The sequence below is a fragment of the Actinomadura luzonensis genome (assembly GCF_022664455.2).
GTDB lineage: Bacteria > Actinomycetota > Actinomycetes > Streptosporangiales > Streptosporangiaceae > Nonomuraea > Nonomuraea luzonensis.
Window position 1 is genome coordinate 5,149,195 of sequence record NZ_JAKRKC020000001.1, and the last position, 23,822, is coordinate 5,173,016.

General features: G+C 75.8%; 22 protein-coding genes. 6 read left to right on the top strand and 16 right to left on the bottom strand.

Going from position 1 to position 23,822, the window contains the following annotated elements; translation table 11 throughout:
- Positions 1 to 51 precede the first annotated feature (51 nt).
- A complete protein-coding gene (locus MF672_RS24535; RefSeq protein WP_242382362.1) occupies positions 52 to 831 on the top strand; it encodes an alpha/beta fold hydrolase in 780 nt (259 codons plus the stop codon).
- Between the two features lie 3 nt (positions 832 to 834).
- Here the strand turns inward: MF672_RS24535 and MF672_RS24540 are convergent, their stop codons facing one another.
- From MF672_RS24540 to MF672_RS24565, 6 genes are all read right to left on the bottom strand, one after another.
- Positions 835 to 4,053, bottom strand: a complete 3,219-nt coding sequence (locus MF672_RS24540) for a glycosyl hydrolase family 95 catalytic domain-containing protein (RefSeq protein ID WP_242382363.1) — start codon at positions 4,051 to 4,053, stop codon at positions 835 to 837.
- A gap of 264 nt (positions 4,054 to 4,317) precedes the next feature.
- Entirely contained in the window at positions 4,318 to 5,496 is a 1,179-nt protein-coding gene (locus MF672_RS24545; RefSeq protein WP_247815411.1) for a Cmx/CmrA family chloramphenicol efflux MFS transporter, read from the bottom strand.
- Between the two features lie 448 nt (positions 5,497 to 5,944).
- A complete protein-coding gene (locus MF672_RS24550) occupies positions 5,945 to 6,826 on the bottom strand; it encodes a hypothetical protein (RefSeq protein ID WP_242382365.1) in 882 nt (293 codons plus the stop codon).
- Between the two features lie 25 nt (positions 6,827 to 6,851).
- The gene (locus MF672_RS24555) at positions 6,852 to 7,460 is read right to left on the bottom strand and encodes a WD40 repeat domain-containing protein (protein WP_247815412.1); all 609 of its coding nucleotides are present in this window, start codon (positions 7,458 to 7,460) and stop codon (positions 6,852 to 6,854) included.
- Positions 7,461 to 7,893: 433 nt separating this feature from the next.
- A complete protein-coding gene (locus MF672_RS24560; RefSeq protein WP_247815413.1) occupies positions 7,894 to 8,757 on the bottom strand; it encodes a WD40 repeat domain-containing protein in 864 nt (287 codons plus the stop codon).
- Positions 8,679 to 10,736: a serine/threonine-protein kinase gene (locus tag MF672_RS24565; RefSeq protein ID WP_247815414.1), complete on the bottom strand. Its 2,058-nt coding sequence runs from the start codon at positions 10,734 to 10,736 to the stop codon at positions 8,679 to 8,681. Before MF672_RS24565 ends, MF672_RS24560 begins: the two co-directional genes overlap by 79 nt.
- 174 nt (positions 10,737 to 10,910) lie before the next feature.
- On the opposite strand from MF672_RS24565, the gene MF672_RS24570 reads away from it, so the two are divergent.
- Positions 10,911 to 13,346: a tetratricopeptide repeat protein gene (locus tag MF672_RS24570; protein WP_242380224.1), complete on the top strand. Its 2,436-nt coding sequence runs from the start codon at positions 10,911 to 10,913 to the stop codon at positions 13,344 to 13,346.
- Positions 13,347 to 13,354: 8 nt separating this feature from the next.
- Here MF672_RS24570 and MF672_RS24575 read toward each other — a convergent pair whose 3' ends face one another.
- A complete protein-coding gene (locus MF672_RS24575; RefSeq protein ID WP_242380227.1) occupies positions 13,355 to 14,197 on the bottom strand; it encodes an alpha/beta hydrolase in 843 nt (280 codons plus the stop codon).
- A 41-nt stretch (positions 14,198 to 14,238) separates the two neighbouring features.
- Positions 14,239 to 15,192 carry an alpha/beta hydrolase gene (locus tag MF672_RS24580; RefSeq protein ID WP_242380229.1) on the bottom strand — a complete coding sequence of 318 codons (954 nt, stop codon included), beginning with the start codon at positions 15,190 to 15,192 and terminating at the stop codon, positions 14,239 to 14,241.
- Positions 15,193 to 15,414: 222 nt separating this feature from the next.
- Between MF672_RS24580 and MF672_RS24585 the strand changes: the two genes are divergently transcribed.
- Positions 15,415 to 16,140, top strand: a complete 726-nt coding sequence (locus tag MF672_RS24585) for an alpha/beta fold hydrolase (protein ID WP_242380231.1) — start codon at positions 15,415 to 15,417, stop codon at positions 16,138 to 16,140.
- Positions 16,141 to 16,150: 10 nt separating this feature from the next.
- Here the strand turns inward: MF672_RS24585 and MF672_RS24590 are convergent, their stop codons facing one another.
- Positions 16,151 to 16,330 carry a hypothetical protein gene (locus MF672_RS24590; RefSeq protein WP_242380233.1) on the bottom strand — a complete coding sequence of 60 codons (180 nt, stop codon included), beginning with the start codon at positions 16,328 to 16,330 and terminating at the stop codon, positions 16,151 to 16,153.
- Between the two features lie 98 nt (positions 16,331 to 16,428).
- Here MF672_RS24590 and MF672_RS24595 point away from each other — a divergent pair, with 98 nt between their 5' ends.
- The 3 genes from MF672_RS24595 (at position 16,429) to MF672_RS24605 (ending at position 18,542) form a co-directional block, all read left to right on the top strand.
- Positions 16,429 to 16,878, top strand: coding sequence for a MarR family winged helix-turn-helix transcriptional regulator (locus MF672_RS24595; RefSeq protein WP_242380235.1), 450 nt, complete (start codon positions 16,429 to 16,431; stop codon positions 16,876 to 16,878).
- 100 nt (positions 16,879 to 16,978) lie between these two features.
- Positions 16,979 to 17,704 (top strand): helix-turn-helix transcriptional regulator, encoded by a 726-nt coding sequence (locus tag MF672_RS24600; protein ID WP_242380237.1) that lies wholly within the window; start codon positions 16,979 to 16,981, stop codon positions 17,702 to 17,704.
- 100 nt (positions 17,705 to 17,804) lie between these two features.
- The gene (locus MF672_RS24605) at positions 17,805 to 18,542 is read left to right on the top strand and encodes a hypothetical protein (RefSeq protein WP_242380239.1); all 738 of its coding nucleotides are present in this window, start codon (positions 17,805 to 17,807) and stop codon (positions 18,540 to 18,542) included.
- On the opposite strand, the gene MF672_RS24610 is transcribed toward MF672_RS24605, so the two are convergent.
- From MF672_RS24610 to MF672_RS24640, 7 genes are all read right to left on the bottom strand, one after another.
- On the bottom strand, positions 18,514 to 18,846 hold the full coding sequence (locus MF672_RS24610; RefSeq protein WP_242380241.1) for a hydrogenase/urease maturation nickel metallochaperone HypA: 333 nt from the start codon (positions 18,844 to 18,846) through the stop codon (positions 18,514 to 18,516). The two genes, MF672_RS24605 and MF672_RS24610, sit on opposite strands and share 29 nt — an antisense overlap.
- On the bottom strand, positions 18,839 to 19,309 hold the full coding sequence (locus MF672_RS24615) for a HyaD/HybD family hydrogenase maturation endopeptidase (protein WP_242380242.1): 471 nt from the start codon (positions 19,307 to 19,309) through the stop codon (positions 18,839 to 18,841). Before MF672_RS24615 ends, MF672_RS24610 begins: the two co-directional genes overlap by 8 nt.
- Complete coding sequence (cybH, locus tag MF672_RS24620) at positions 19,302 to 19,991, bottom strand: Ni/Fe-hydrogenase, b-type cytochrome subunit (protein ID WP_242380243.1); 690 nt, start codon at positions 19,989 to 19,991, stop codon at positions 19,302 to 19,304. The genes MF672_RS24615 and cybH overlap by 8 nt, the downstream gene beginning before the upstream one ends.
- Positions 19,988 to 21,709, bottom strand: coding sequence for a nickel-dependent hydrogenase large subunit (locus tag MF672_RS24625; RefSeq protein WP_242380244.1), 1,722 nt, complete (start codon positions 21,707 to 21,709; stop codon positions 19,988 to 19,990). The genes cybH and MF672_RS24625 overlap by 4 nt, the downstream gene beginning before the upstream one ends.
- Positions 21,702 to 22,853 carry a hydrogenase small subunit gene (locus MF672_RS24630; protein WP_242380246.1) on the bottom strand — a complete coding sequence of 384 codons (1,152 nt, stop codon included), beginning with the start codon at positions 22,851 to 22,853 and terminating at the stop codon, positions 21,702 to 21,704. The genes MF672_RS24625 and MF672_RS24630 overlap by 8 nt, the downstream gene beginning before the upstream one ends.
- 160 nt (positions 22,854 to 23,013) lie before the next feature.
- Complete coding sequence (locus MF672_RS24635) at positions 23,014 to 23,481, bottom strand: DsrE/DsrF/DrsH-like family protein (RefSeq protein ID WP_242380247.1); 468 nt, start codon at positions 23,479 to 23,481, stop codon at positions 23,014 to 23,016.
- Positions 23,482 to 23,502: 21 nt separating this feature from the next.
- Positions 23,503 to 23,820 carry a TusE/DsrC/DsvC family sulfur relay protein gene (locus MF672_RS24640; RefSeq protein ID WP_242380248.1) on the bottom strand — a complete coding sequence of 106 codons (318 nt, stop codon included), beginning with the start codon at positions 23,818 to 23,820 and terminating at the stop codon, positions 23,503 to 23,505.
- Positions 23,821 to 23,822 lie beyond the last annotated feature (2 nt).

The window sequence follows — 23,822 nt, forward strand, 5'->3', positions numbered from 1 at the left end:
ATTATGACACCTAGGTTGTCATCCTGGCGCGAACATGACACCTTGGTTGTCATGAATGACCTCTTCTGGCTCGACACCGGCGGCTCGGGCCCGCCGCTCGTCCTGCTGCACGGCGGTTTCCTGGACCACCGCATGTGGGCCGGCCAGGTGCCGTTCTTCGCCGGGCGGTACCGGGTGATCGTCCCCGACGCCCGCGGCCACGGCCGCTCCGCCAACGCCACCGGCCCGTACCGGCTCGCCGACGACCTCGCCGCCCTGCTGCGGCACCTGGACACCGGCCCCGCCGTGCTCGCGGGCGTCTCCATGGGCGCGGGCGTCGCCGTCGACACCGCGCTGGAGCACCCGGACCTGGTCCGGGCCCTGATCGTCAGCGGCGCGGGCACCTCGGAGCCCGACTTCGCCGACCCGTGGACCATCCGCGCCCTCGCCGCCTGGCAGGCCGCGATGGCGGCCGGCGACCTGGAGGGCTCGATCGACGGGTTCATGCTCTTCGCCGCCGGCCCGCACCGCGCCGAGGCCGACCTCGACCCGGGAGTGACGGCGCGGCTGCGCGCCATGGCCAGGGCCACGATGGCCAAGCACGCGGCGGGCGAGCCGGTGCACCTGGTGCCGGTCCGCGACACGTGGGAGCGCGTCCCCGGGATCAAGGTCCCGGTGCTGGCCGTGCACGGCGCCCTCGACTCCCCCGACCACCTCGGCATGGCCGCGCGCCTGGCCGGCACCGTCCCCGACGGCCGCTCGGCCACCGTCGAGGGCGCGGCGCACTACCCCAACATGGAACGCCCCGGCGTCTACAACGAGATCACCGGGGCGTTCCTCAGCGGGTTGTGACGCTCAGAACGCCAGGTCCCGCCAGGTCTTCACCTCCTCGGCGGTCAGGGCGCGGGCGAGGATCGCCGCCCGGTCCACGCCGCCCGTCAGGCGCTGGCCGCCGCCCTGGTCGGCGCCGAAGCGCACGGGACGCGAGGCGCAGCCGGCGATGCCGTCCGCGGTGACCTGGGCGGTGGCCCTGCGCTCGCCGTCCACGTACACGGTGACGGTCCCGGCCCGGTCCAGGGTGACCACCAGGTCGATCCAGCGGCCGGCGGGCAGGGCGGTGTTCAGGGTGACGTTCGCGCCGGCGCCGATGAAGCGCAGGGCGCCGGACGGGGTCACGTCGATGAGGACGCCGTCGGTGCCGGGGTCGCCGGACGGCTGGGAGTCGAACAGGCGGCGGTACCCGGTGCCGCCGATCCTGACCTCGGCGGCGAAGGTCGCCTCCCTGACCAGGCCGAGCGTGGTGTTCGCGGTGGTCAGGTACGTGCTGCCGTCCAGCACGAGCCCGCTGCCCGAAGGGGCGGTGGCGTCGTAGGACGCGGTGCCGCCGGCGACGGTGGCGTCCCTGCCGTGGCCGGAGGCGTCGGCGACCGTGCCGCCCTCCTCGGGGTCCCAGGCGAGCAGGACCGAGCCCGGTTCGGCCGGGGCGCAGGGTTCGAGGGCGAGCACGGCGGTGGCCGCGCCCTTCCAGGAGTCCCCGGTGACGGTGGCGCTCAGCACGGCGCTCCGCGCGCCGTCCGCCGGGCCGGGCGTGACGGTGAAGGCGGCCGTGCGGGTCTGCCCGGGACGGGTGGCGGGCAGGTGGGCGGTGGCCGGCTCGACGCTCCAGCCGGACGGCACGGCGAGCGTCACGTCGGCGGCCGGGACCGCGCGGCGGCGGGCGGCGGCGACCGTCACCTGGGCCTCGAACGGCTTGCCCGGGGACGCGGTGCCGGGCGTGCGCAGCGCGACGGCGGCCTCGTTCTGGATCGTGTACGCCTTGCCGGCCCGGGCGTTCCAGCTCAGCGTGTCGCCGTCGCGGTGCGGGGCGACCTCGTGGCCCTGCTCGTCGTGGACCCGGTAGCGGCCAGCGACGAACGACGACCGGACCTTGATCGGGCCGCTCCTGCCCGGCCGGACGGTGACCGTGTCGGGCGCGCCGTCCTTCCAGGAGGCGTCCACGGTGACGTCGCCGCGGGCGCGCAGCCCGCGCACCGAGCCGTCCCGCCACGCCGACGGCAGCGCGGGCAGCACGTGCACCACGTCGTGCTGGCTCTGCAGCAGCATCTCGGCGACGCCGGAGGTGGCGCCGAAGTTGCCGTCGATCTGGAACGGCGGGTGCGTGTCCCACAGGTTGTCCAGCGTGGACGACTTGAGCTGCTCGGCGAGCATCTTGTGCGCGTGGTCGCCGTCCAGCAGCCGCGCCCAGAAGTTGATCTTCCAGGCCTTGGACCAGCCGGTGCCGCCGTCGCCGCGCGCGGTCAGCGAGACCTTGGCCGCCTCCGCCTCCGGGGTGCCGGGCAGGATCTGGTCGCCCGGGTGGAGGGCGTACAGGTGGGAGACGTGCCGGTGGGTGTCGGTCCGCGAGTCCCAGTCGCTCTTCCACTCCTGGAGCTGGCCCCAGGAGCCGACGCGCAGGCCCGGGTCCAGCTTGCCGAGGGCCGCGGCCGCCTCCCGCTGGAAGCCCGCGTCCACGCCGAGCTTCTTCGCGGCGGCGAGGGCGTTGGTCAGCACCTCGCGGACGATCTGCTGCGACATCGACGCGCCCGCGGAGAAGTCGCCGTGCTCGGGCGAGTAGCTGGGGCTGACGACCAGCTTGCCGTCACGCGGGTCGGTGTGCAGGAAGTCGAGCCAGAACTCGGCCGCGCCCTTGATCACCGGGTACGCGGTCTCGCGCAGGTAGGTCTCGTCGCCGGTGAAGCGGTAGGTGTCGTAGAGGTGCTGGGTGGTCCAGGCGGCGGCCTCGGGGAACCAGAAGGAGCTGGCGTAGTCGTGCACGCCGGTGAAGCCGAACGGGTTGGTCTCGTTGTTGACCACCCAGCCTCGGGCGCCGTACATCTCCTGGGCCGTCCTGCGGCCGGGCGCGGCCAGGGCGGTGATGTAGCGGTCGTAGGGCTCGGTGGTCTCGTGCAGGTTGGTCTGCTCGGCGAGCCAGTAGTTCATTTGAAGGTTGATGTTGACGTGGTAGTCGGCCGACCAGGGCGGGCTGGTGGAGTTGTTCCAGACGCCCTGGAGGTTGGCGGGCAGCACGTCGTTCTCGCGGGAGGAGGAGATGAGCAGGTAGCGGCCGTAGGCGAAGAACAGGGCCTCCAGCGCGCGGTCGGCGGCGGAGGAGCCGCCGGTGTAGCTCCTGCGGAGCTGGTCGGTGGGCACGGTCGGGGTGGAGCCGCCGAGGTCCAGCCTCACCCGGTCGAACAGCGCGCGGTAGTCGGCGACGTGCGCCTTCCTGAGCTGGTCGTAGCCCTTCGCGGCGGCGGCGTCCACGGCGGCGGTGACCTTGGCGTGCGGGTCCTCGCCCCGGTAGGCGGGGTAGGTGCCGGCGTAGTCGGTGCCGGCCGACAGCACGAACACGGCGCTGTCGGCGCCGGTGACCGTGATCCTGTCCCCGGCGTCGGTACGGGTGCCGCCCTGCGCGATCACCTGCACCTGGGCCTCGAAGCGCATCTTGTTGTCGCTGAGCTGCCCCCGGATGGTGAGCCGGCCGTCGGCGGCCGTGACGGTCCTGTCGTTGCGGGGCGAGGTGTGGCGGAGCGTGAAGGAGACCTTGCCGCCCTGGTCGGCCGCGATCCGGCCGACGATGACGTTGCCCGGGTTGCTGGCGAAGTACTCGCGGGAGTAGCGCACGCCGTCCGCCGTGTAGCCGACCCGGGCGACGGCCTCGCGCAGGCTCAGCTCGCGGCGGTAGGCCTCGGGCGCGGCGGGCGCGCCCGGGAAGTCGAGGAACAGGTCGCCGAAGGTCTGGTACGCGCCGAAGCCGGTCTTGGGCTGGCCGAGCTTGGCGGCCACGGCGTCGGGCGTCATCCGTCCGTCGCGGTCGATCTGCTGCTGGACCTCGGCGATGGCGCCGGGGCGCGGCGTCCTCCAGTTGCCGAAGTCGTAGCCGGGGGAGCCGGGGCCGCCGGTCCACAGGGTCTTCTCGTTGAACTGGAGCTGTTCCGACGCCACCCCGCCGAACACCTTGGCGCCGAGCGGGCCGTTGCCGATGGGCAGGGCCTGGGTCTCCCAGTCGGTGGCGGGCTTGTCGTACCAGAGGGTCAAGTCATCGGGTGTATCGGCGACCGCGGGGGCCGCCTGCGCGGGCGCGGCTAAACCGGCGCCGAGCATGAACGCGACGATCAGGGTCGCAGTGAACCGTCGTCGTGGGGGGTGAGGCACGGATTCCTCCGATCACACGGGACCTTGGTCCAAGGAGATAGCATCGAAATACGTCATTAACAAGGGTTGACATCCGATGTATGCGGTCCCGGCTCGACCGCCGCCGGGCGGCGGACGAGATCGGATGACTGGTGGCGGGGACGCCGATCACGTGCGCGCGCCGGCGCCCTCTCCGGGGGACGGGCGCAGCGCCGTCCTGGCGAGCACGGCGACGGCGAGGGCCACCGCGACCAGGCCGGCGCTCACCCAGGACGGCGACCGGTAGCCGAGCCCGGCGGCCAGCGCGAGGCCGCCGAGCGCCGGGCCGGCGACCGCGCCGGCGTTGAGCGCGGCGGTGGCGAAGGAGCCGCCGAGCGCGGGCGCGCCGGACGCCGCGTACAGCGCCCGGGTGATCAGCGCCGAGCCGACCGCGAACGCCAGCGCGCCCTGGACCAGCACGAGCGGCAGGGCCGCGACCGGGCTGCCGGCCGTGGCGGCGAGCAGCGCCCACCCGGCGAGCAGCGCGAGGCCGCCGCCGGTCAGGAGCGTCCCCGGCCGGGTGTCCGACAGGCGGCCGCTCGCCGTCACCCCGGCGAACGAGCCGATCCCGAACAGCGCCAGCACCGCCGGCACCCAGGCCGCGGGCAGCCCGGCGACGTCGGTGACCAGCGGGGCCAGGTAGGTGAAGGCGCAGAAGGTGGCGGCGTTCACCAGCGCGGCCAGCAGCAGCGTCAGGAGCAGCCGGGGGTCGCGCAGCGCCCGCAGCTCGTCCCGCGCCCGCACCCGCACTGGTCGCGGGCCGCGGTCGGCGGGGACCGCGCGGAGGATCGCGTAGAGGGCGGGGAGCGAGACGAGGGCCACCGCCCAGAAGGCGGCGCGCCAGCCGAACGCCTGCCCGAGCGCCGCGCCCGCGGGCACGCCCGCGACGCACGCCAGCGTGACGCCGCCGAGCAGGACGGACGTGGCCCGCCCCTTGGCGTCCGGCGGGACCATGGCCATCGCCGCCGCCAGCCCCACGGCGAGGAACCCGGCGTTGGCCAGCGCGGCCAGCACCCGCGTCAGCAGCAGCACGGCGAAGCTGGTGGTGAGCGCCCCGGCGGCGTGCACGAGCACGAAGACGGCCAGCAGGACGAGCAGCGCCCGGCGGCGCGGCCACCGCATCCCGGCGACGGCCGTCAGCGGCGCGCCGACCACCATCCCGGCGGCGAAGGCGGAGGTGAGCGCGCCCGCGGCGGACACGGACACGCCGAGATCGCGGGCGAGGTCCGGGATCAGGCCGGACAGCATGAATTCGGAGGTCCCCTGGGCGAAGACGGCCAGCGCGAGGACGTAAAGGGCGAAAGGCATGAGAATGTACGGCTCCACAGCCACGTCGGTCGGAAGGAAGGCAGGTAGGCCCCGGCGCGCGCGCCGCAAAGGCGGCGGCGGGGCGGGTTCGGTCCTTACGACGGTGATCCGGTGGCGAGGGCGTGCAGACGTCGGGACGTGCGGACGTGCAGACACGGCAACACGGCGACGCGGCGACGCGAAGGCCGCGTCAGGCGCGGCGACGGCTTCGGCTTCGGGCGCGGAGACAGCGTCAGGCGCGGAGACGGCGCGGGCCGCTGGGGGCCGTGGTGTCGGTGGTGGCCGTGGTGGCCGTGGACACCGCTGCCTGTCGTCGCGTCACGACGGGACGCCTCGGGACGCCACCGGATGACCGGTGGCTAGCGTCTTGACGCCTCGGGGCCGGAGGACATGGTCACAGCCTAGTGGGGCCGTGCCGGTGCGGCCAACCGGATTCCCGCGGGCGGCGTCAGGGGTAGTTCCGGGTCGCGTGCGAGGAGCCGTAGCCGCCGGAGGCGAAGAAGTCGGCCCGCCACTGCCCGCTGCTGCGCGGCGTGATGACGGTGAACCTGCCGGAGGGGTTGCCGGTGCTGTGGTCGGTGACCGAGACGCCGCCCTTGGAGACGGTCACGGCGAGGTCGTCGAGGCGGGCGTGGCCGTTCCTGGTGCGCAGGATGCCGGAGTGCTTGAGCCGGTCGTCCGGGTAGGAGCTGACCGTGTAGCGGTAGATCTCGGTGCCGGTGAGCGCGCGCGAGGCCGCCGCCCTGCTGCGCGAGCCGACGAACGCGTCGCCGCCGTCCAGCTCGCCGCGCCACTCGCCGTCCTCCAGCGCCTGCGCGAGCGTGCTGAACGTGCCGTCCTGCCCGGACAGGCAGCGGGCGACGAGGTGGTGGCCGCACTCGTCCGAGCCGCGGAAGGCGACGCGGACCAGCTCACCCGCCAGCGGCGCCCAGTCGCCGTCGCGCTCGACCTCCACCTTGCCGAGGACGACCTGCCGCTCGCCCTCGACCGTCTCGCGGGGGCGCAGCTCGAACGAGGCGAACCTGGTCCGCGGCTTCGCCCCCTCCCGCTCGACCCGGAACTCCTCGGCCACGGACGCGAACCCGTCCGTGATCACGACCCGCCACACGCCGGTCGCCGCGTCCGGCGGGAAGGCGTGCGTGGCCCGCCAGTCGCACGGCGGCGGCGCGGCGGCCAGGTCCAGCACCACCGGCGGCCCGGACGGCGGGAGGAGCAGCCCCCGCGCCTGCGGCACGTCGAACCCGGCGAGGAACGTCACCTCCACCGGCCCCGCGCCCAGGAGGACGGGGTACGGCACGATCTCGATGGAGGCGCTGGTGACACAGGGCATCGTCCTGCTCCTTGATCGTCGTCGGTCAGCAGACCTTCCGGTACGGCGTCCACGGGATCAGCCGCGCCCAGGCGGCCGGGGAGAGCGTCGCGCCGGCTCGCGCGCAGACCTCCCGGGCGAGGACGCCGGGGTCGATCGGGTGCGCGCCGAGCCGGCCGTCGCCGCCCACGCTGTACAGCGCGCGGCCGTCCCGGCTGAACGCCAGCGCCAGCACCGGGCCCTGGTGCTGCGGCGCCGGCAGCCCCAGCGGGACGCCGTGCGCCACGTCCCACAACCACACCTTGCCCTGCGCGCCGGCCGCCGCGAGGGTGCGGCCGTCCGGGGAGAAGGCGAGGGCGTCGATCTGCTCGCCCTCCTCCGCGCCGACCGGCAGCCGCCGCACCTGCCGGACGCCGTCCCACAACGTCACGCCCTCGGCGGTGGTCCCGGTGGCGAGGAGCCTGCCGTCGGGGCTGTAGGCGAGGCCTCGGACGCCGTCCGCGGCCGTGAACGGGGCCTCGGCGGCGCGGCCGGCCCGCAGGTCGAGCAGGGCGTTGTCCCTGCCGTTGACCGCCAGCGCGCCGCCGTCGGGGCGGAAGGCCATGCGCGCGCCGCCCGCGTGCGGGAGCACGGCGGTCCTGCGGCCGGTCGCCACGTCCCACTCCTCGGCCGGGCCGCGGCCCCGGACGGCGGACTGCGGCGAGAGCGCCAGGGTGCGGCCGTCCGGGCTGAAGGCGAGCCCTTCGACCTCGTCGGCGCCGGGGATCCCGAAGCTGCGCGGCGCCGCCGGGCGGCGGGTGTCCCAGAGGGTGACGGTGGCCGGGTAGGAGGTGCCGGCGGCGAGGGTGCCGCCGTCCGGGCTGTAGGCGAGGGTGACGGGACCGGCGCCGGCGGGCGGGACGAGGCGGGCGAGGCGGCGGCGGGCGGCGACGTCCCAGAGCTCGGCGGCGCCGTCGTGCCAGAGGGCGGCCGTGGCGGCACCGGGAGCGAGGACGGCGGCTGCCGGGGGCGTCGCGACCAGGGGCGGCGGCGCGGAGATGTCCAGGACGGCCGCCGTGCCGTCCGGCTGGAGGGCGACCAGCGTGCGGTCACCCGGGCCGAAGGCGAGGTCGGCCGGGGCTTGCGGGAGCGGCCAGGTGAGGAGGGGGTCGTCGCGGCCGGGGGCCCAGAGGGCGAGGCGGGCGCCGTCGTAGGTGGCGAGCAGCCGGCCGCCCGGGCTGAACGCGAGGGCGCGGGCGGCCGCGGGCAGGCGCGCCGGCCACTTCGGGCCGCTCGTGCGGGCGGTGTCCCGCTCCTGCCCGGGCGGTCGCGTCGCCGCTCAGGCGGGCGGTCGCGGCGCTGATCACGTGGACGGCGCCGCCGCTGCTGACGGCCAGGGCGTCCCGGCTGAGGGCGGGCGCCTGGCCCGGCGCGGCGGCCAGGCGGTGGCGGCGGTCCCACAGCTCGTACCGGCCGGCGGAGACGGGCACGGCCAGGCGGCGGCCGTCCGGCGCGAACTCGACGCCCAGCGCCTCGGGGACGTCCAGCGGCAGCGCCGCGCCGCCCGCCGGCCGCCAGACCCGGGCCCGGCCCGCGGGGGTGACCGCGCCGAGCAGGTGACCGCCCGGGCCGAAGCCCAGCCACTCCGCGCCGCTCGCGACCGCGCCGGCCTGGCGGCCGGTGGCGGCCTCCCACACCCGGGTGGTACGGGCGTCCCCGGCGGCGAGCAGCGAACCGTCGGCGCTCAGCGCCAGCGCGTGCACCGGCCCGCCGACCCCGGTGATCGTCGCGACGGGCGCCGTACCGGACGGGATCCGCCACAGGGTGGCGGTGCCCTGGTCCGCCACGGCCATCGTGCGGCCGTCCGCGCTGAGCGCGTAGCGGGCCGCGCCGCTCACCCGCACCGGCGGCCTGAACACGCGCAGCTCCCGCTGGGCGAGCGCGGTGTGCAGCGCCGCCACAGCCTGGGGCACGGCTTGGGGCCCGGACTGGGGCCCGGACTGGGGCCCGGCTTGAGGCCCGGCTTGAGGCCCGGCCTGGGGCCCGGCCGCCACCCGCCAGGAGGCCACGGCGAGCAGCATCGCGGTGGCCGGGTCCGTGGTCCGGGTCGCCGCGGCGAGCTGGGCGATGCGGAGGGCGGCGGCCTGTCGCGCCGCCGGTCGCCGGCCCGGTCCCTGGCGACGGCGACGGCGGTCGCGGCGAGCGCCAGCGCGAGGAGCGCGGCCATGGCGGCCGCCGTGCGCCTGCGGCGCCGGGCCCGGGTGCGCGACCGGGCCGCCGACGCCTCCAGGAAGGCGTCCTCCAGCGAGTTCGGCCGCAGCAGCCCGCCGCCGTCCCGCGCCCAGGTCAGGGCGTCGCGCAGGGCCGTGCCCCGGTACAGGTCGTCGGGGACGCGGCCGTGGTCGTCCCACAGGCGGGCCGCCGCGCTGAGCGGGCCGTGCACGGCGAGGCCCGGCCGGTCGGCCTCGATCCAGCCGCGCAGCCGCGGCCAGGCGCGCAGCAGGCCCGCCCCGGCCAGCGTCACCACGTCGTCGCGCCGGACCAGCAGGCCCTCTCCCGCGAACCCCTGCAGCACCCGCTCGACCGTGCGCGGGTCCGTGGCGGGGTCGGACAGCTCGTGCACGTACGCGGTGCGCAGCGCGCCGTCGGCCCCCTCCCCCGGCAGCACCAGGCGCAGCAGGACGCGCGGCACGACCTCCCGCTCCTGCGGGTCCAGCTCGTTGTAGACCTGTTCGGCCAGCTCGGCGGGCGAGGGCTCGGCGGCCACCGCCGGACGGCCCATGGCGGCGGCGGTCCTGCTGCCCTGGAGGAGCAGGCGGTCGGTGTCGTCCCGGCGGCCGTCGAGGATCGCCTCCAGGCGGCGAACGGGGGACGCGGAGCGGGGCGGGGCGAAGGAGCGGCCGGCGCGGGCGGCGGCCGTGAGCGCGCCGGCGCGCAGGAACGCGAACTCCCGCGTCCCCGCCGCGTCCCCGTCCCCGTCCCCGTCCCCGGGGCGGTTCCCGTCACCGTCCGGCGCCCGGCTCACGTCGCCGGCGAGCAGTGCGGGTGCGGCGGTGGCGAGGCCGTGCGGGGTGAGCAGCTCGGGCCTGGCCAGGCCGTCCGGGGTGAGCAGGGTCTCCGGGAGCAGCCGCTTCGGCGCCCAGCCGCCGACCAGCCGCAGCAGCAGCGTCGCGGCGTCCGGCCGGTCGTCGGCGCGCAGCGACATCGCCGCCTCCACCAGCTCCCGGAGGGGTCGCCGGCGCACCGCGGAGAAGTCCGGCCGGTGGTTCAGCACGCGGTAGCGCATGAGCGTCACGTCGTTGCCGCTGTCCCCCGCGAACGGGGAGCGCCCGCTGGCCGCGTACAGCAGCACCGCTCCCCACGCCCACACGTCCACGGGCGTCCCGCCGCGCTGCCCGGCGAGCCGTTCCGGGGCCATGTACGCGGGCGTCCCGGCGGCGGCGCGGCCCTCGCTCGTCAGCGTCATGCCGCCGGCGCGGGCGATGCCGAAGTCGATCAGCCGCGGCCCGTCGGAGCTGAGCAGCACGTTGTCCGGTTTGAGGTCGCGGTGCACGATGCCCGCCCGGTGGATTCCGGTGAGCGCGGTGGCCAGGCCGACCGCCAGCCGGTGCAGCGGGTCGTCGTCGAGCGGGCCGCCGCTCTCCACCGCGCGCCGCAGGTTCGGGCCGTCGACGTACTCGCTGACGATGTACGGCAGCGGCGCGTCCAGGTCGGCCCCCAGCACGCGCGCCGTGCAGAACGAGGCCGCGCGCCGCGCCGCCACGACCTCCTTGGCGAAGCGGGACCGCATGTCCCCCTCGTCCAGGAACTCGGCGCGCAGCGCCTTGATCGCGACCCGCCGCCCGGCGCGGTCGTACCCCTCGTAGACAACACCCTGCCCGCCCGCTCCGAGACGCCTGACCAGCCAGTAGTCGCCGAGCTGTCGCGGGTCTCCCGGTAGAAGGAGCCCCATGGCATCCGCCATCCCCCACAGCCGTTGATGCCTTCGTCCGGTGCAGAGCGCGGGCCGGAGGCCGGTGATACGGCGGCGAGCAGCGGATGTGGCCCGATAGCGTTAACACGAGACATTTGGACACCCATAACCGAAATGTCGGACTTCGGGTGATGGTGACTGCTGGGAGGTCGGGTGGCCGGGTCGTTCGGCACGTTGCTGCGGAGTCTGCGGCACGCCGCGAAGCTGACGATCGAGGAGCTGTCGCACGCGTCGGGCGTGAGCGTACGGGCCATCGGCGACATGGAGCGCGGCGCGAGCCGCGGGCCGCAGCGGCGCACCGTCGAAGCCCTCGCGGACGCGCTGCGCCTCGGCGACGAGCAACGCACGGCCCTGTCGGAGGCCGCCCGGGCGGGCCGCCCCCGGCCCGACGCGCCCGTGGCGGGGGCGTGCGAGCTGCCCCGCGGCATCGGCGACTTCACCGGCCGGACGCGCGAACTCCTCCTCCTGGAGAAGCTGGCCCTCCGCGCACCCCTCCCGGACGACGAGGACCCAGCCAACCCGGCAGGCAGCGCGACCCTGGTGAGCGGCGCCGCCCGGCCGGGCACCGATGACGCGGCGAGCGCGGGCGACGACCGCCCGGACCCCGGGGGCGGCGACCGTCCAGGAGTCGGGAGCGGCGGCGGAGCTGAGGCCGCGGTGGTGGTGGGGGTGTGCGGGGCGGCCGGGGTCGGGAAGACCGCGCTGGCCGTGCAGGCCGCCGCCCGCCTGGCGCCCCTGTTCCCCGACGGCCGCTTCTACCTGGACCTGCGCGGCATGGACCCGGTCCCGCTCCCGCCCGGGACGGCCCTGTCGGTGCTGCTGAAGGCGCTGGGCGTGCCGGAGCGCCGCATCCCCGCCGACGAGGAGGAGCGCGCCGGCCACTACCGGGCCCTGCTGCGCGAGCGACGCTGCCTGATCGTCCTGGACAACGCGGCGCACGAGGCCCAGGTACGCCCGCTGCTGCCCGCCGAGGGGCCCGGCATGACGATCGTCACCAGCCGCCGCCCGCCGGCCGGGCTGGAGGGGGTGCACCAGGTCCCGCTGGGGCACCTGGCCGCGGACGAGTCCGCCGCGCTGCTGCGCGCCATCGTCGGCGACCGGCGGGCATCGGCCGACCCGGACGGCGTCGCCCAGGTGGCCCGGCTGTGCGGCAACCTGCCGCTGGCCCTGCGCATCGCGGGCAACCGGCTGCAGAGCCGGCCCGCCTGGACCCCCGGCCAGCTCGCGGCCCGGCTCGGCGACGAGGGCCGCCGGGTGGAGTCCCTGTCCGCCGGGGACCTGTCGGTGGCGGCCGCCTTCGCGCTGTCGTACCGGCAGCTCTCCCCGCAGGCGCGGCGCAGCTTCCGCCGCCTGGCGCTGGCCGCCGCGCCCGGGTTCGGGGCCCCGCTGGCGGCGGTCCTCGCGGAGCTGGACCTGTTCACGGCGGAGGAGGCGCTGGAGGAGCTGGTGGACCTGGGTCTGCTGCAGTCCCCGTACGCGGGCCGTTACCGTGTCCACGACCTGGTCCGGCTGTTCGCCCGCGCTCGCCTGGCGGAGGAGGAGCCCATCGAGGCGCACCGGGAGGCGCGGCGGCGGATGGACGCCTGGCTGCTGGAGGTCGCCACGGTCGCCGGGCGCTGGTTCGAGCCGGGCTACGGCGCGCCGCCGCCGGGCTGGAGCTCCCTGGTCGAGCTGGACAGCCGGCAGGCGGCCGAGGACTGGCTGCGGCTGGAGGACGAGGCGTGGCTGGCCGCGCTGCGTCAGGCGGCCCGGTCCGGCGAGCACGGCCGGGTGGTCGAGGTGGCCGAGGCCATGCACTGGTTCTCGGACCTGTGGATGCACTGGGGGCACTGGCCCGAGGTGTTCGAGCTGTCGGCGGCCGCCGCGCACGCCCTGGGCGACCCGGCGCTGGAGGCGGCGCACCTCAACTACCTGTCGTGGGCGCGGACGTACTGCCTGGGCCGCTACGAGGAGGCCGAGGCGACCGCGCTCCGCGCGCTGCGCCTGGCCCGCGAGGCGGGCGACGTGCGGCAGCAGGGCTGGTCGCTCACCTACGCCACCTGGGCGCTGTGGGGGCTGGAGGACCAGGAAAGCCGGGAGACCGCGCTCGGGCACGCCCGGCGGGCGGCGGCGTACCTGCTGGAGGCCGGGGACGCCGAGGGCTACGCCCAGGCCGTGCTCAGCGTCGGCAACTGCCTGCGCCGCCTCGGCCGCGTCGAGGAGGCGCTGGAGCACGACCTGGCCATGGTCGCCCGGCTGAGCGACCCCGGCTTCGGCGGCGACCGCGGCCTCATCACCCAGGCGCTCGGCGCGGCGCTGGACGGCGTGGGCGACGGCTACCTCGCCCTCGGGCGCTGGCAGGAGGCCGCCGACCACTACGCCGAGGCGCTGGAGCGGCTGCGCGCCCGCCCGATCGGGCGCTCGCTCGCCGCTTCGCTGATCGGCCTCGGGCGGGCTCTGGCGCGGCTCGGGCAGGCCGAGGAGGCGCGGGCGTCGTTCGAGGAGGCCGTCGAGCTGTACGAGGGCGCCGGTGACGAGGCGCGGGCCGCAGGGGTCCGCGCCGAACTCGCCGCCCTCGCGCGGCCCGCCCCCACGGAGCCCGCGGTCTGAGCCCGCGGTCACGGGCAGACGTAGCGCTGGATGAAGGTCAAGGCGGTGCCGCAGACCTCGCGCCAGCCGCCGTCCACGATGAGCGAGTGGCCACGGCCGGGCAGCTCGGCGATCTCGGTGCGGTGGTGGGCGTTGCGGGCCTGGCGCTCGTAGGCGGCGCGGGTGACCGGCCAGGGCGCGGTCCGGTCCAGCTCGCCGGAGATCAGCAGGAGCGGCCCGCGGGCGGGGGCGGCGGCGTCCACCTCGGTGTCGTTCCACGGGTCGAGGGCGGCGGTCCGGGGCGGCGGCGCGCCGGGCGCGGGGACCGCGTACCGCTCGTGCAGCCGCCTCGCCTCCTCCTCTCCGGCGGCGTTGGCGAAGGAGTGGCGGAACTGGTCGTAGGTGAGCGGGACGGCCCGGCCGGCGCCGCCCGGCCGGGCGGGGGCTCGTGGCGGGGAGATCGGCAGCGGCAGGACGCCGCGTTCAGGGGCCGGGGCGATGGCGACGGTGGCGGCGGCCAGGCCGTCCCCGGCGAGGATCTGGGCGAGCAGGCCGCCGAAGGAGTGGCCGACGACGACCGGCTTGCGCTCCAGCCGGCCGATCACGCCGGCGACGTGCCCGGCCACCTCCCCCACCGTCCACGGAGCGGACCCGGCGTGCCCCGCCGCCGATGGAGTGGGCGGGGGGTCGGCGGGCCAGGTGGGCAGGACGGCCGGGAAGCCCGCCTCCCCGAACACCGCCGCCCACCGGTCCCAGCTCCCCGGCAGCAGCCACAGCCCCGGCAGGAACACGATCGGGACGCGTCCCCCGGCGTTGGCGCGCTCGACCTGCGCCTCGATCGGGGGGCGCGGCGGCTCCGGCGGGCAGGGCATGGCATCGTCCTCGCAGCCGCGGTGGGTGGTGGGGCTCCGGGTCAGCGGGCCGCGAGCGCCTTGCGGAGCGTGCCGGCGGCCAGCTCGATCGCCGCGCCCGCCGCGTACGTCTCCCGCATCGCGTTCAGCATGACGAAGTCGTGGATGACCCCCTGGAAGCGCACCGCGGTGACCGGCACGCCGGCGGCGCGCAGCCGGGCGGCGTACGCCTCGCCCTCGTCGCGGAGCACGTCCGCCTCGGCGGTGATGACCAGCGCCGGGGGCAGCCCGGCGAGCTGGGCGTCGGTGGCGCGCAGCGGCGAGGCGGTGATCTCGGCGCGCTGGGCCTCGTCGGTGGTGTACTGGTCCCAGAACCACTGCATGCCGTCGCGGCGCAGGAAGTAGCCCTCGGCGAACTCGTGGTAGGAGCCGGTGTCGAAGGAGGCGTCGGTCACCGGGTAGAACAGCACCTGCTGGCGCAGCTCCAGCCCGCCGCGCTCCTTGGCCATGAGGGTGAGGGCGGCGGTCATGTTGCCGCCGACGGAGTCGCCGGCGACCGCGATCCGCGCCGGGTCGAGGCCCTTGCCCGCGCCCTCGGTGACGATCCAGCGGGCGACGGTCCAGTTCTGCTCGATGGCGACCGGGTAGCGGTGCTCGGGCGACAGGTCGTACTCGGGGAAGACGACGGCGGCGCCGGCGCCGGTGGCGAGCTCGCGCACCAGGCGGTCGTGGGTGTGGGCGTTGCCGAACACCCAGCCCGCGCCGTGGAGGTAGATGATCACGGGCAGGTCGCCCGCGAGGCCGGCCGGGCGGACGATGCGCGCCTTGACCTCGCCGGTGGGGCCGCCGGGGACCGTCACCCATTCCTCGTCCACGGCGGGCAGGTCGACGGGGCCGGCCTGGGCCTCGTCCACGGCCTTGCGGCCCTCGTCCGGCGGGAGCTGGAAGAGGTAGGGCGGCTGCGCGGTGGCGTCGGCGAAGGCCTGCGCGGCCGGCTCCAGGACGGGCTTGCTCATATGTCGCTCCAGATACGGACAAAAGGCGATTTATCGGTACTGGGCCATCCAAGCAACCGCCCCGCCTCCGGCACGAGGCAGAACCACCGGCAGAAGTGCCGATCGCCGGTGCTTCCGCCTCGTCCCCGCCGCGCCCGCCCGGTTGGATACCGGTTGACCAGCGCGGACGCCCGCCGTGACCCCCTCCGCGCACGACACCGAGACCCACACCAGGAGCACCTCATGACCGGCAGCACCGCCACCCCGACCGTCGTCCTCGTGCACGGCGCGTTCGCCGACGCCGCGAGCTGGTCCGGCGTCATCGCCGAACTGCAGCAGCACGGCGTGCCCGTCGTCGCCCCGCCCAGCCCGCTGCGCGGCCTGGCCGCCGACGCCGCCTACGTCGAGTCGGTCGCCAGGCAGATCGAGGGCCCGGTCGTCCTGGTCGGCCACTCCTACGGCGGCGCGATCATCACCGTGGCCGGCGCGGCCCCGAACGTCACCGGCCTCGTCTACGTCGCCGCCTACGTCCTGGAGCAGAACGAGAGCCTGGGCGAGCTGCAGGACCGCTTCCCGGCCTCGCCGCTGGGGGCCGCCCTGCGGCAGGCGATGTACCCGGTCGAGGGCGGCGAGCCCGCGGTCGAGGTCACGATCGCGCCCGAGGCGTTCCCCGAGGTCTTCGCCGCGGACGTGCCCGCCGAGGTCACCCGGGTCCTGGCGGTGGCGCAGCGCCCGCTCGCGGCGGGCGCCTTCGCCGAGCCGGCGGCCGTCGCGGCCTGGCGGACGAAGCCCTCCTGGGCCGTCGTCGCGGGCGCGGACCGGGCGATCAACCCGGAGGTCGAGCGGTTCGGGGCCGAGCGGGCGGGGGCGCGGACCGTCGAGCTGGACGGCGCCTCGCACGCCGTGGCCGTCTCGCGCCCGAAGGAGGTCGCCGCGGTGATCCTGGAGGCGGTGCGCGCGGGCGCGTGAGACGCGGCCGTCACGAGTAGAAGTGCATCACGATCGCCAGGCCGACGACGTGCATCAGCACCACGGCGACGATGAGCGCGACGAACACGAACTTGGCCGGGCCGTGCTCGAAGTGCTTGCCCTCCTTCAGCGGAGGCAGCTTGGCCTGGCGCTCGGCGATGCGTTCCTCCAGCGGCTTGCGGTGAAACACGGCGGTCCTTCCGGCGGTTGGTTTGCGCGCTCATGGTTTGCGGGCTAATAGTTTGTACGCAAACAGAACGTACCAGAGACCGCCGGAGGTGCCCGCAGATGGAGCCTGTGACAGAGGCGACAGATCCGCTGGCCCTGGAGCGGCAGGTGTGCTTCGCCCTCAGCGTCGCCTCGCGCGCCGTGATCGGGCTGTACCGGCCGCTGCTCCAGCCGATGGGCCTGACCCATCCGCAGTACCTCGCCATGCTCGCGCTCTGGCAGCACGAGCCGCTGTCGGTCAAGAGGCTGGGCGAGCTGCTGCAGCTCGACCCCGGCACCCTGTCCCCCCTGCTGAAACGGCTCGAAGCCCTCGGCTACATCAGCCGCGAGCGCGACGCCAGGGACGAGCGGGCCCTGTCGGTCACCCTCACCGCCGAGGGCAGGCGGCTGCGGGCCGAGGCGGAGCGCATCCCGCCCGCCATCGTCTCGCGGCTCGGCATGAGCCTGGAGGAGCTCCAGGACCTGCACGGGGCGCTGACCCGGGTGATCGCGGCCGCCCAGGGCGGCTGAACGCCCGCGCCGCCCGCCTACGATGGCATCGGCCGATCGGCCCATCCGGTCCATCCGGTCCATCGGGTCCATCGGTCGGGAGTCGTCGGCGAGGAGGCGTGTGGAGGACAACGTGCCGCTGGAGCGGCTGGCCCGCCGGCTGGAGGAGGTCGTGGGCGAGCTGCGCGGCCTCCCGGTGGACGTCGAGCGGCTGGAGGACAGCTCCGCCGTCCGGCAGCGGATCGCGGCGGCCGCCCGCGAGGCCCGCGAGCTGCGCGCCATGCATCCCGTCGGCTCGCCGGACACCGGCCGGCAGGAGCAGCGCAGCCGCCGCGAGGTGCTCGACGCGCTGGAGCGCGGGGTGACGATGCGCACGATCGTGCACGCGAGCGTCCTGGACGACCCGCACAAGGCGGCCCGGATCCGGCAGCTCCACGCGGCCGGCGACCTGCACCGGGTGGTGGACGAGCCGATCCAGCAGGTGCTGGTCTTCAACCGGGCGGTGGCCTTCCTGCGGCTCACCCCCGTGGCCTACGCGCCCGGCGCGCTGGTGATCCGGCAGCAGAGCCTGGTCAGCGCCCTCATCGACCTGTTCGAGCGGACCTGGGCCGCGGCCAGGGACGTCACCGAGCCAGCGCACCGGCTGACCGCGCGCGAGCGGGAGGTGCTGGCGCTGATCGCCGAGGGGCGTTCCAACGGGGCGGTCGCCCGGGAGCTGTCGATCACCGAGGCGGCCGTGGGCAAGCATGTGGCCGGGGTGTTCGCCAAGCTGGAGATCCCGGCGAGCGCCGACGTCAACCGGCGGGTGCTGGCCGTGCTCGCCTACCTGCGAGGGGCCGTCAGGTAGGGCCTTGAGGACAACGGGTAGGGCCGGCCCTACCTCGTCCTCGTTCTGTCCCCCGTGCGTGCGGGGTGCGGCGGGCCGTTCAATGGACGTCATGCAACGAATGACCGGACTGCTCATCGGCGCGATCTTCGGCGCCGTCTTCGTCGTCGTCAACGCGCACGAACCGCTGAACGGCGTGGCCGCCGTGGTCCTGCGGGTCGCGGCCTGCCTGGCGGCGGCGGCCGTCGCCGCCCGGTGGGCGGCCGAGGCGCGGAGGCGGCGTCCGGGGGAGGCCGGGCGGGCGATGTTCGGGCGCTGGTACCTGGCGGTGGTGGCGGCCGAGGCGGTGCTGCTGTTCGGCGGGCTGCGGGCGCTGGACGCGTGGGGTCTGCCCGAGCAGGCGAACGTGGCCTGGGTGGCCCTCGTCGTGGGCGTGCACTTCGTCGCGCTGGCGCCGGTCTGGAGGGCGTGGGGCATCGCGGTGCCGGGGGTGCTGCTGACGGCGCTCGGGGGCACGGGCCTGGCGCTGGTGGCGACGCCTGCCGTCGCGTGGGTGCCGTTCGTCAGCGGGGTGCTGTCCGGAGCGGTGCTGCTCGCGGGCTCCGTCAGCACGGCCTGGCGAGCCCGTCCCGCGCCCGAAGCCCCGACCCCCGGAACGACCGCAAACACCCTCGCCAAGACGCCCACCCCCACCCCCACCGAAAGGACCCCAGCCACCGGGACGGCCACCACCCCCGCCCAAAAGACCCCAGCCACCACCACAGGGACGGCCACCACCCCCGCCCGAAAGACCCCAGCCACCGGGACGGCCGCGGACACGAAGGTGGTGGTCACGATGGCGGCGCGGCGGTCCAGGTGACGATCTCGACCTCCGGAGCCGGGCTGACGACGAGGCCGTCGCCGCCGCAGTCCGGGCAGCGGGTGAGCCGGTCCCCGGGGTAGTCCCGGCCGCAGCCGAGGCAGGCGAGCCCGTCCCGGGCGCGCCGCCAGGCGAGACGCGCCCCTTCGGCCGGCCCGCCGGCCGCCGCCTGCCGCCACGCCTGCTCGGCGGCGTCCGGGCCGACGCCGGGCCCGAGCGCGAGCGTGACGTGGAGCACCCGCCGTCCTCCGGCCGCCGTGACGACCGCCGCGACGGCGGCGCGGATCAGCCCGGTCTCATGCATGGACGCCCCACCCGGCGAGGACGTCCAGCGCCCCGGCGACCAGCCGCCCGAGCCGCCCGGCGGCCAGCGGCGACAGCCCGTACCCGGTCTCCAAGCTGGCCGGCACCATCCCTACCGCCGCCAGCCGGGGCGGCCGGCAGCCGGCCAGGTCGGCGGCGGCCAGGGCCTGCCCGACGCCGGTCTGGTGCGCCGAGACCATGAGGGGCCCGGCGTCCGGGATCTCCTCGCCGCGCAGCACGATGACCGTGCCGGGCCGGGCGTCGCCCCGGACGATCGCGTCGGTGATGAGCAGCGCCTCCCGGCCGGCGATCGCGGGCAGCAGGCCGACGCCGAGCGTGCCGCCGTCCACGACCTCCACGCCGGGCAGCCGGAGCCCGGCGAGGCGGCGGGCCGCGGCGACGCCCACGCCTTCGTCGGTGAACAGCTCGTTGCCGACGCCGAGGACCAGGACCGGCTCACGCATCGCGGTCCTCCGGCAGGTGCTTGATCCCGGTGATCATGGAGGAGACGAGCCCGCTGCGTTCGACGTTGTCCATCAGCACCGCCGAGTAGACGTGGTGGATGACGAACCCCCAGGTCAGCCAGAGGATCAGGTGGTGGGTGAAGCGGACCGCGCCGAGCGGCGCGAGGTCGTCGACCCAGCCCGAGACCACGGCCGTCCAGCCCGTGCGGTCCTCGGCCGCCTCCAGCGCGAGGCCGGTGAACGTCTGCGCCAGGAACATCGCGAACAGCACGGTGTAGGTGAGCCCGGCGAGCGGGTTGTGCCCGGTGGCGGGCGGCGGCTCCTTGGACAGGAACAGGTAGAAGCGCAGCGAGGGCTTCAGCATCCGCCGCTGCTCCTTCCTGACCGGCAGGAACTGGTCCCAGCGGGCGTAGCGGTTGCCGGTGAAGGCGAAGATCACGCGGGCGAGCAGCAGCCCGGCGAAGACCAGCCCGGCGCCGACGTGGACGGCGTGCGCGTACGCCATGATCGGGGTGTGCCGCCCGTCCGGCGACAGCACCGGCACGCCGATGTAGAGGCCGGTGAGCGACAGCACGACGATGGAGGCGGCCAGCAGCCAGTGGATGATCCGGACCGGGAGCTGCCAGACGCGGACCGCGACCCGGCCCTCGCGGGCGGGGGGCTGGTTGGAGGTGGTGGTCATTGCACGCGCACTTCCACCACGGGTCGCCCGTCGGCGTCCAGGACGTGGGCGGCGCAGGCCATGCACGGGTCGAAGGAGTGCACCGTGCGCAGGATCTCCAGCGGCCGCCGCGGGTCGGCGACGGGCGTGCCGGCCAGCGCGGCCTCGTACGCGCCGGGCCGCCCGGCGGCGTCGCGCGGCCCGGCGTTCCAGGTGGACGGCACGACCGCCTGGTAGCGGGCGATCCGCCGGTTCTCGATGACGACCCAGTGCGACAGGCCGCCGCGCGGCGCCTCGTGGAAGCCGACGCCGCGGGCGGAGGCGGGCCAGGTCGCCGGGTCCCAGCGGGAGCCGTCGTGCACCCGCAGGTCGCCGGCGGCGACGGCGCTCGTGAGCCGGTCCAGCAGGTCGAGGGCGTGGTCGGCGAGCAGGCCGGTCTCCAGGCCGCGGGCCAGCATCCGGCCGAGCGTGGAGAACAGCACGTCGCGGCCCGCGTGCAGCCTGGTCAGGGCGGCGTCGGTGGCGGACCGCACGCCGCCGTCGCCCGCCGCGTAGCCGACGGCGATCCTGGCCAGCGGCCCGACCTCCACGGCCAGGTCGCCGTAGCGGGGGGATTTCAGCCAGGAGTACTTCCGCTCGACGTCGAGGTGCTCGTACGGCGGCGCCGGCCCGGTGTAGGCGGGCCTGGTCTCGCCGGACCACGGCGCCAGCGGCTCGGCATCGCCCTTGTCGTAGGCGAACCAGGAGTGCGTGACGTACTCGGCGATCCGCGCGGGGTCGAAGGGCTCGGCGCGGCTCAGGTCGCCGTCGCGGACGAGGCCGCCGGGGAACAGCCCGCCCGCCGGGGGCCGGCCGGTGCGCGGCGGCGCGGCCGAGTAGTCGCCGAAGGCCAGGTACGTGCCGAGCCCTCGCCCGATCCTGCCCCACTCGGGGTAGGCGGCGGCGATGGCGAACAGGTCGGGCAGGTACACCTGCCGGACGAAGTCGCGGCCCTTGAGCAGCAGCCCGCGCACCTCCTGGAGGGTGTCGTCGTTGATCGCCGCCTGGCTCGCCGGGTCGATCGGCACGGCCATGCCGCCGACCAGGTACGTCTGCGGGTGCGGGTTCTTGCCGCCGAGCAGGGCGTGCACGCGGGCGTAGTCGCGCTGGAAGTCGAGGGCGTCGAGGTAGTGGCTGAGGGCCAGCAGGTCGGCCTCGGGCGGCAGGCGGTAGGCGGGGTGGCCCCAGTAGCCGCCGGTGAACGGGCCGAGCCGGCCGCTCCGGACGAACGCGGCGAAGCGGTCGCGCACCCCGGCGAAGACGGCCTTGGTGGAGCGGGGGTGGGCCGACAACGACTGGGCCAGGCGGGCGGTCGCGCCGGGGTCGGCCTTGAGCGCGGCGGTGACGTCCACCCAGTCGAGCGCGTGCAGGTGGTAGAAGTGCACGACGTGGTCGTGCACGGCCTGGGCCGCGGCGATCAGGTCGCGCAGGGTGCGGGCGTTGGGCGGCGGCACCAGGCCGAGCGCGTCCTCGACCGCCCGCACCGAGGCCAGGGCGTGCACGGTGGTGCACACGCCGCAGATGCGCTGGGCGAACAGCCAGGCGTCGCGGGGGTCGCGGCCCTCCAGGATGGTCTCCAGGCCGCGCCACATGGTGGCGGAGGACCACGCCTCGGCGACCTGGCCGCCGTCCAGGCGCACCTCCAGCCGCAGGTGGCCCTCGATGCGGGTGACCGGGTCGACGACGATGCGCTCACTCATGGGCGTCTCCGTCCTGGGTGGCGGCGGCGTGTTCCCGCCGCCGGGCGAGGCGGTGCTGGACGACCTTGCCCGCGCCGTGCGCCGCGAAGATCGCGGCGGAGGCGCCGGCCACGGCCAGCCCGATCTGCTCGGCGGTCGCGTCGAGGCCGCCGGCGGTCACGTGCGGCAGCCGGTCGTAGAACGGCGACAGGTCGTCCCAGAAGCCGGGCTCGGTGCAGCCGACGCAGCCGTGCCCGGCGCCGATGGGCCAGTTCGTGCCGCCGTTCCACTGCTGGATCGGGCAGTTGTGGAAGGTGCTCGGGCCCTTGCAGCCGAGCCGGTACAGGCACCAGCCCTTGCGGTGGCCCTCGTCGCCCCATTCGAGGGCGAACTCGCCCGCGTCGAAGTGGCCGCGGCGCGGGCAGTTGTCGTGGATGCGCTCGCCGTAGGCGAACAGCGGCCGCCCCAGGTCGTCGGCGGGGGGCAGCGCCCCGAACGTCAGGTAGTGGGCCAGGGTGGCGGTGAGGTTGTCGGCGTTCACCGGGCAGCCCGGCAGGTTGAGCACCGGGACGCCGGAGATCACCTCCTCGACCGGCACGGCCTGGGTCGGGTTGGGGTCGGCGGCGGGCAGGCCGCCGTAGGCGGAGCAGGTGCCGACGTTGACGACGGCGGCCGCCTTCGCGGCGGCGGCCTTGAGTATCTGCTCGGCCGAGCGGCCGCCGACCGTGCAGTAGCCGCCGCCGGCGCCGAGCGGCACCGACCCCTCGACCACGACCAGGTGGCCGCCGCGGGCGAGCGTGGCGTCGCGGGCGGCCTCGGCCTGCGTCCCGGCCGCCGCCATGATCGTCTCGTGGTAGTCCACGGACAGCAGGTCCAGGACGAGCTGCGCGACGGACGGGTCGCGGGCGCGCAGGAACGACTCGGTGTCGCCCGCGCAGTCCTGGAACTCCAGCCAGACGAGCGCGGGCCGGTCCACGGCGGTGAGGGCTTCGGCGACGCGCGGCGCGAAGCGGGGCGGCATCGCGAGCGTGGCGGTGAGCGCCGCGCAGTAACGCAGGAACGCGCGCCGGTCCACGCCCGCCGCGAGCAGGCGGGTCATCAGGTCCGGCGACGGGGCTTCGTCCCCGGCGTCCCGGCCGGCGGGGGTCGCGACGGAGCGAGACATCGTCACTCCTCATCGAGCTTCTCGGGATCCACGTCCCGGGCGGGCACGGGGGCGGCCTCGTCGGCGAGCGGCTCGTACCCGGCAGGGCGGGTATTCGCTCATCATCCGGCGGGCGCCGGCCTTCGCCTGCGGACCAAAGTCCCGCCTCGCCCGCCGAAGGTCAGGTGTAGATGATCTGGCCGCCGGCCGCCAGGCCGTAGAAGTCGCCGACCGTGATGATCCCCTTGACCTGCGGGACCAGGTCGGCCATGGTCAGCCCGAACAGGTCGCAGGACGCCTGGCAGCCGTACAGCCCGGCGCCGGCGTCGGCGGTCATCTCGACGAACTCGGGGATCGGCGGGATGTCCAGCCGCTCCATCCGGCGGGCGAGGGAGCGGGCCAGCAGGCGCGGCATCCCGGGCAGCGCGCCGACCAGCGTCGGCAGGTGCAGGCCGGGGTTGCCGACGGTGGCGGGCCTGATCCGGCCGATGCGTCTCCTGGTGACGGCGTCCAGGCCGAAGAAGGTGAAGAAGAGGTCGGCCTCGATCCCCTCCGCGCGGGCTCCGCCGGCCAGGATCAGCGGCGGGTAGATCCCCTCCAGCGAGCCTTTGGAGACGATGATCGAGACCTTGTCGAGGGTGCCGCCCATGGCGGTGCCGTCCTTTCCTGGTCAGATGCAGCCGCGGGGCTTCGGGACGCCGGCGATCCTCGCGGCGGTCTTCGCCGGGCCCTTCGGGAAGAGCTGGTACAGCTCCTTGACCGGCACCCCGGACGACTTGCTGAGCGCCCGCACGGCCGGAGCGGCGCCCTGGGCGGTGTAGCGGGCCCGGACGAACGCGATGACCTCCCGGTGCCGGTCGGTGAGCCGGTCGAGGCCGGCGCTCGCGGCCAGCTCGGGGATCATGTCCTCGCTCCACTGGCCGGGGTCGGTGAAGAAGCCCTCGTCGTCGAGGGTGACGGGCCTGCCGGCGTACGTCGTGGTCGCCATGG

Excerpts from the sequence above, each read along its gene's own strand:
- MF672_RS24545 (WP_247815411.1), bottom strand. The coding sequence starts at position 5,496 with ATGCCTTTCGCCCTTTACGTCCTCGCGCTGGCCGTCTTCGCCCAGGGG.
- MF672_RS24550 (WP_242382365.1), bottom strand. The coding sequence starts at position 6,826 with ATGCCCTGTGTCACCAGCGCCTCCATCGAGATCGTGCCGTACCCCGTC.
- MF672_RS24585 (WP_242380231.1), top strand. The coding sequence starts at position 15,415 with ATGACCGGCAGCACCGCCACCCCGACCGTCGTCCTCGTGCACGGCGCG.
- MF672_RS24615 (WP_242380242.1), bottom strand. The coding sequence starts at position 19,309 with ATGCGTGAGCCGGTCCTGGTCCTCGGCGTCGGCAACGAGCTGTTCACC.
- MF672_RS24565 (WP_247815414.1), bottom strand. The coding sequence starts at position 10,736 with ATGGGGCTCCTTCTACCGGGAGACCCGCGACAGCTCGGCGACTACTGG.
- MF672_RS24610 (WP_242380241.1), bottom strand. The coding sequence starts at position 18,846 with ATGCATGAGACCGGGCTGATCCGCGCCGCCGTCGCGGCGGTCGTCACG.
- MF672_RS24625 (WP_242380244.1), bottom strand. The coding sequence starts at position 21,709 with ATGAGTGAGCGCATCGTCGTCGACCCGGTCACCCGCATCGAGGGCCAC.
- MF672_RS24575 (WP_242380227.1), bottom strand. The coding sequence starts at position 14,197 with ATGCCCTGCCCGCCGGAGCCGCCGCGCCCCCCGATCGAGGCGCAGGTC.
- MF672_RS24605 (WP_242380239.1), top strand. The coding sequence starts at position 17,805 with ATGACCGGACTGCTCATCGGCGCGATCTTCGGCGCCGTCTTCGTCGTC.
- MF672_RS24535 (WP_242382362.1), top strand. The coding sequence starts at position 52 with ATGAATGACCTCTTCTGGCTCGACACCGGCGGCTCGGGCCCGCCGCTC.
- cybH (WP_242380243.1), bottom strand. The coding sequence starts at position 19,991 with ATGACCACCACCTCCAACCAGCCCCCCGCCCGCGAGGGCCGGGTCGCG.
- MF672_RS24635 (WP_242380247.1), bottom strand. The coding sequence starts at position 23,481 with ATGGGCGGCACCCTCGACAAGGTCTCGATCATCGTCTCCAAAGGCTCG.
- MF672_RS24595 (WP_242380235.1), top strand. The coding sequence starts at position 16,429 with ATGGAGCCTGTGACAGAGGCGACAGATCCGCTGGCCCTGGAGCGGCAG.
- MF672_RS24640 (WP_242380248.1), bottom strand. The coding sequence starts at position 23,820 with ATGGCGACCACGACGTACGCCGGCAGGCCCGTCACCCTCGACGACGAG.
- MF672_RS24580 (WP_242380229.1), bottom strand. The coding sequence starts at position 15,192 with ATGAGCAAGCCCGTCCTGGAGCCGGCCGCGCAGGCCTTCGCCGACGCC.
- MF672_RS24630 (WP_242380246.1), bottom strand. The coding sequence starts at position 22,853 with ATGTCTCGCTCCGTCGCGACCCCCGCCGGCCGGGACGCCGGGGACGAA.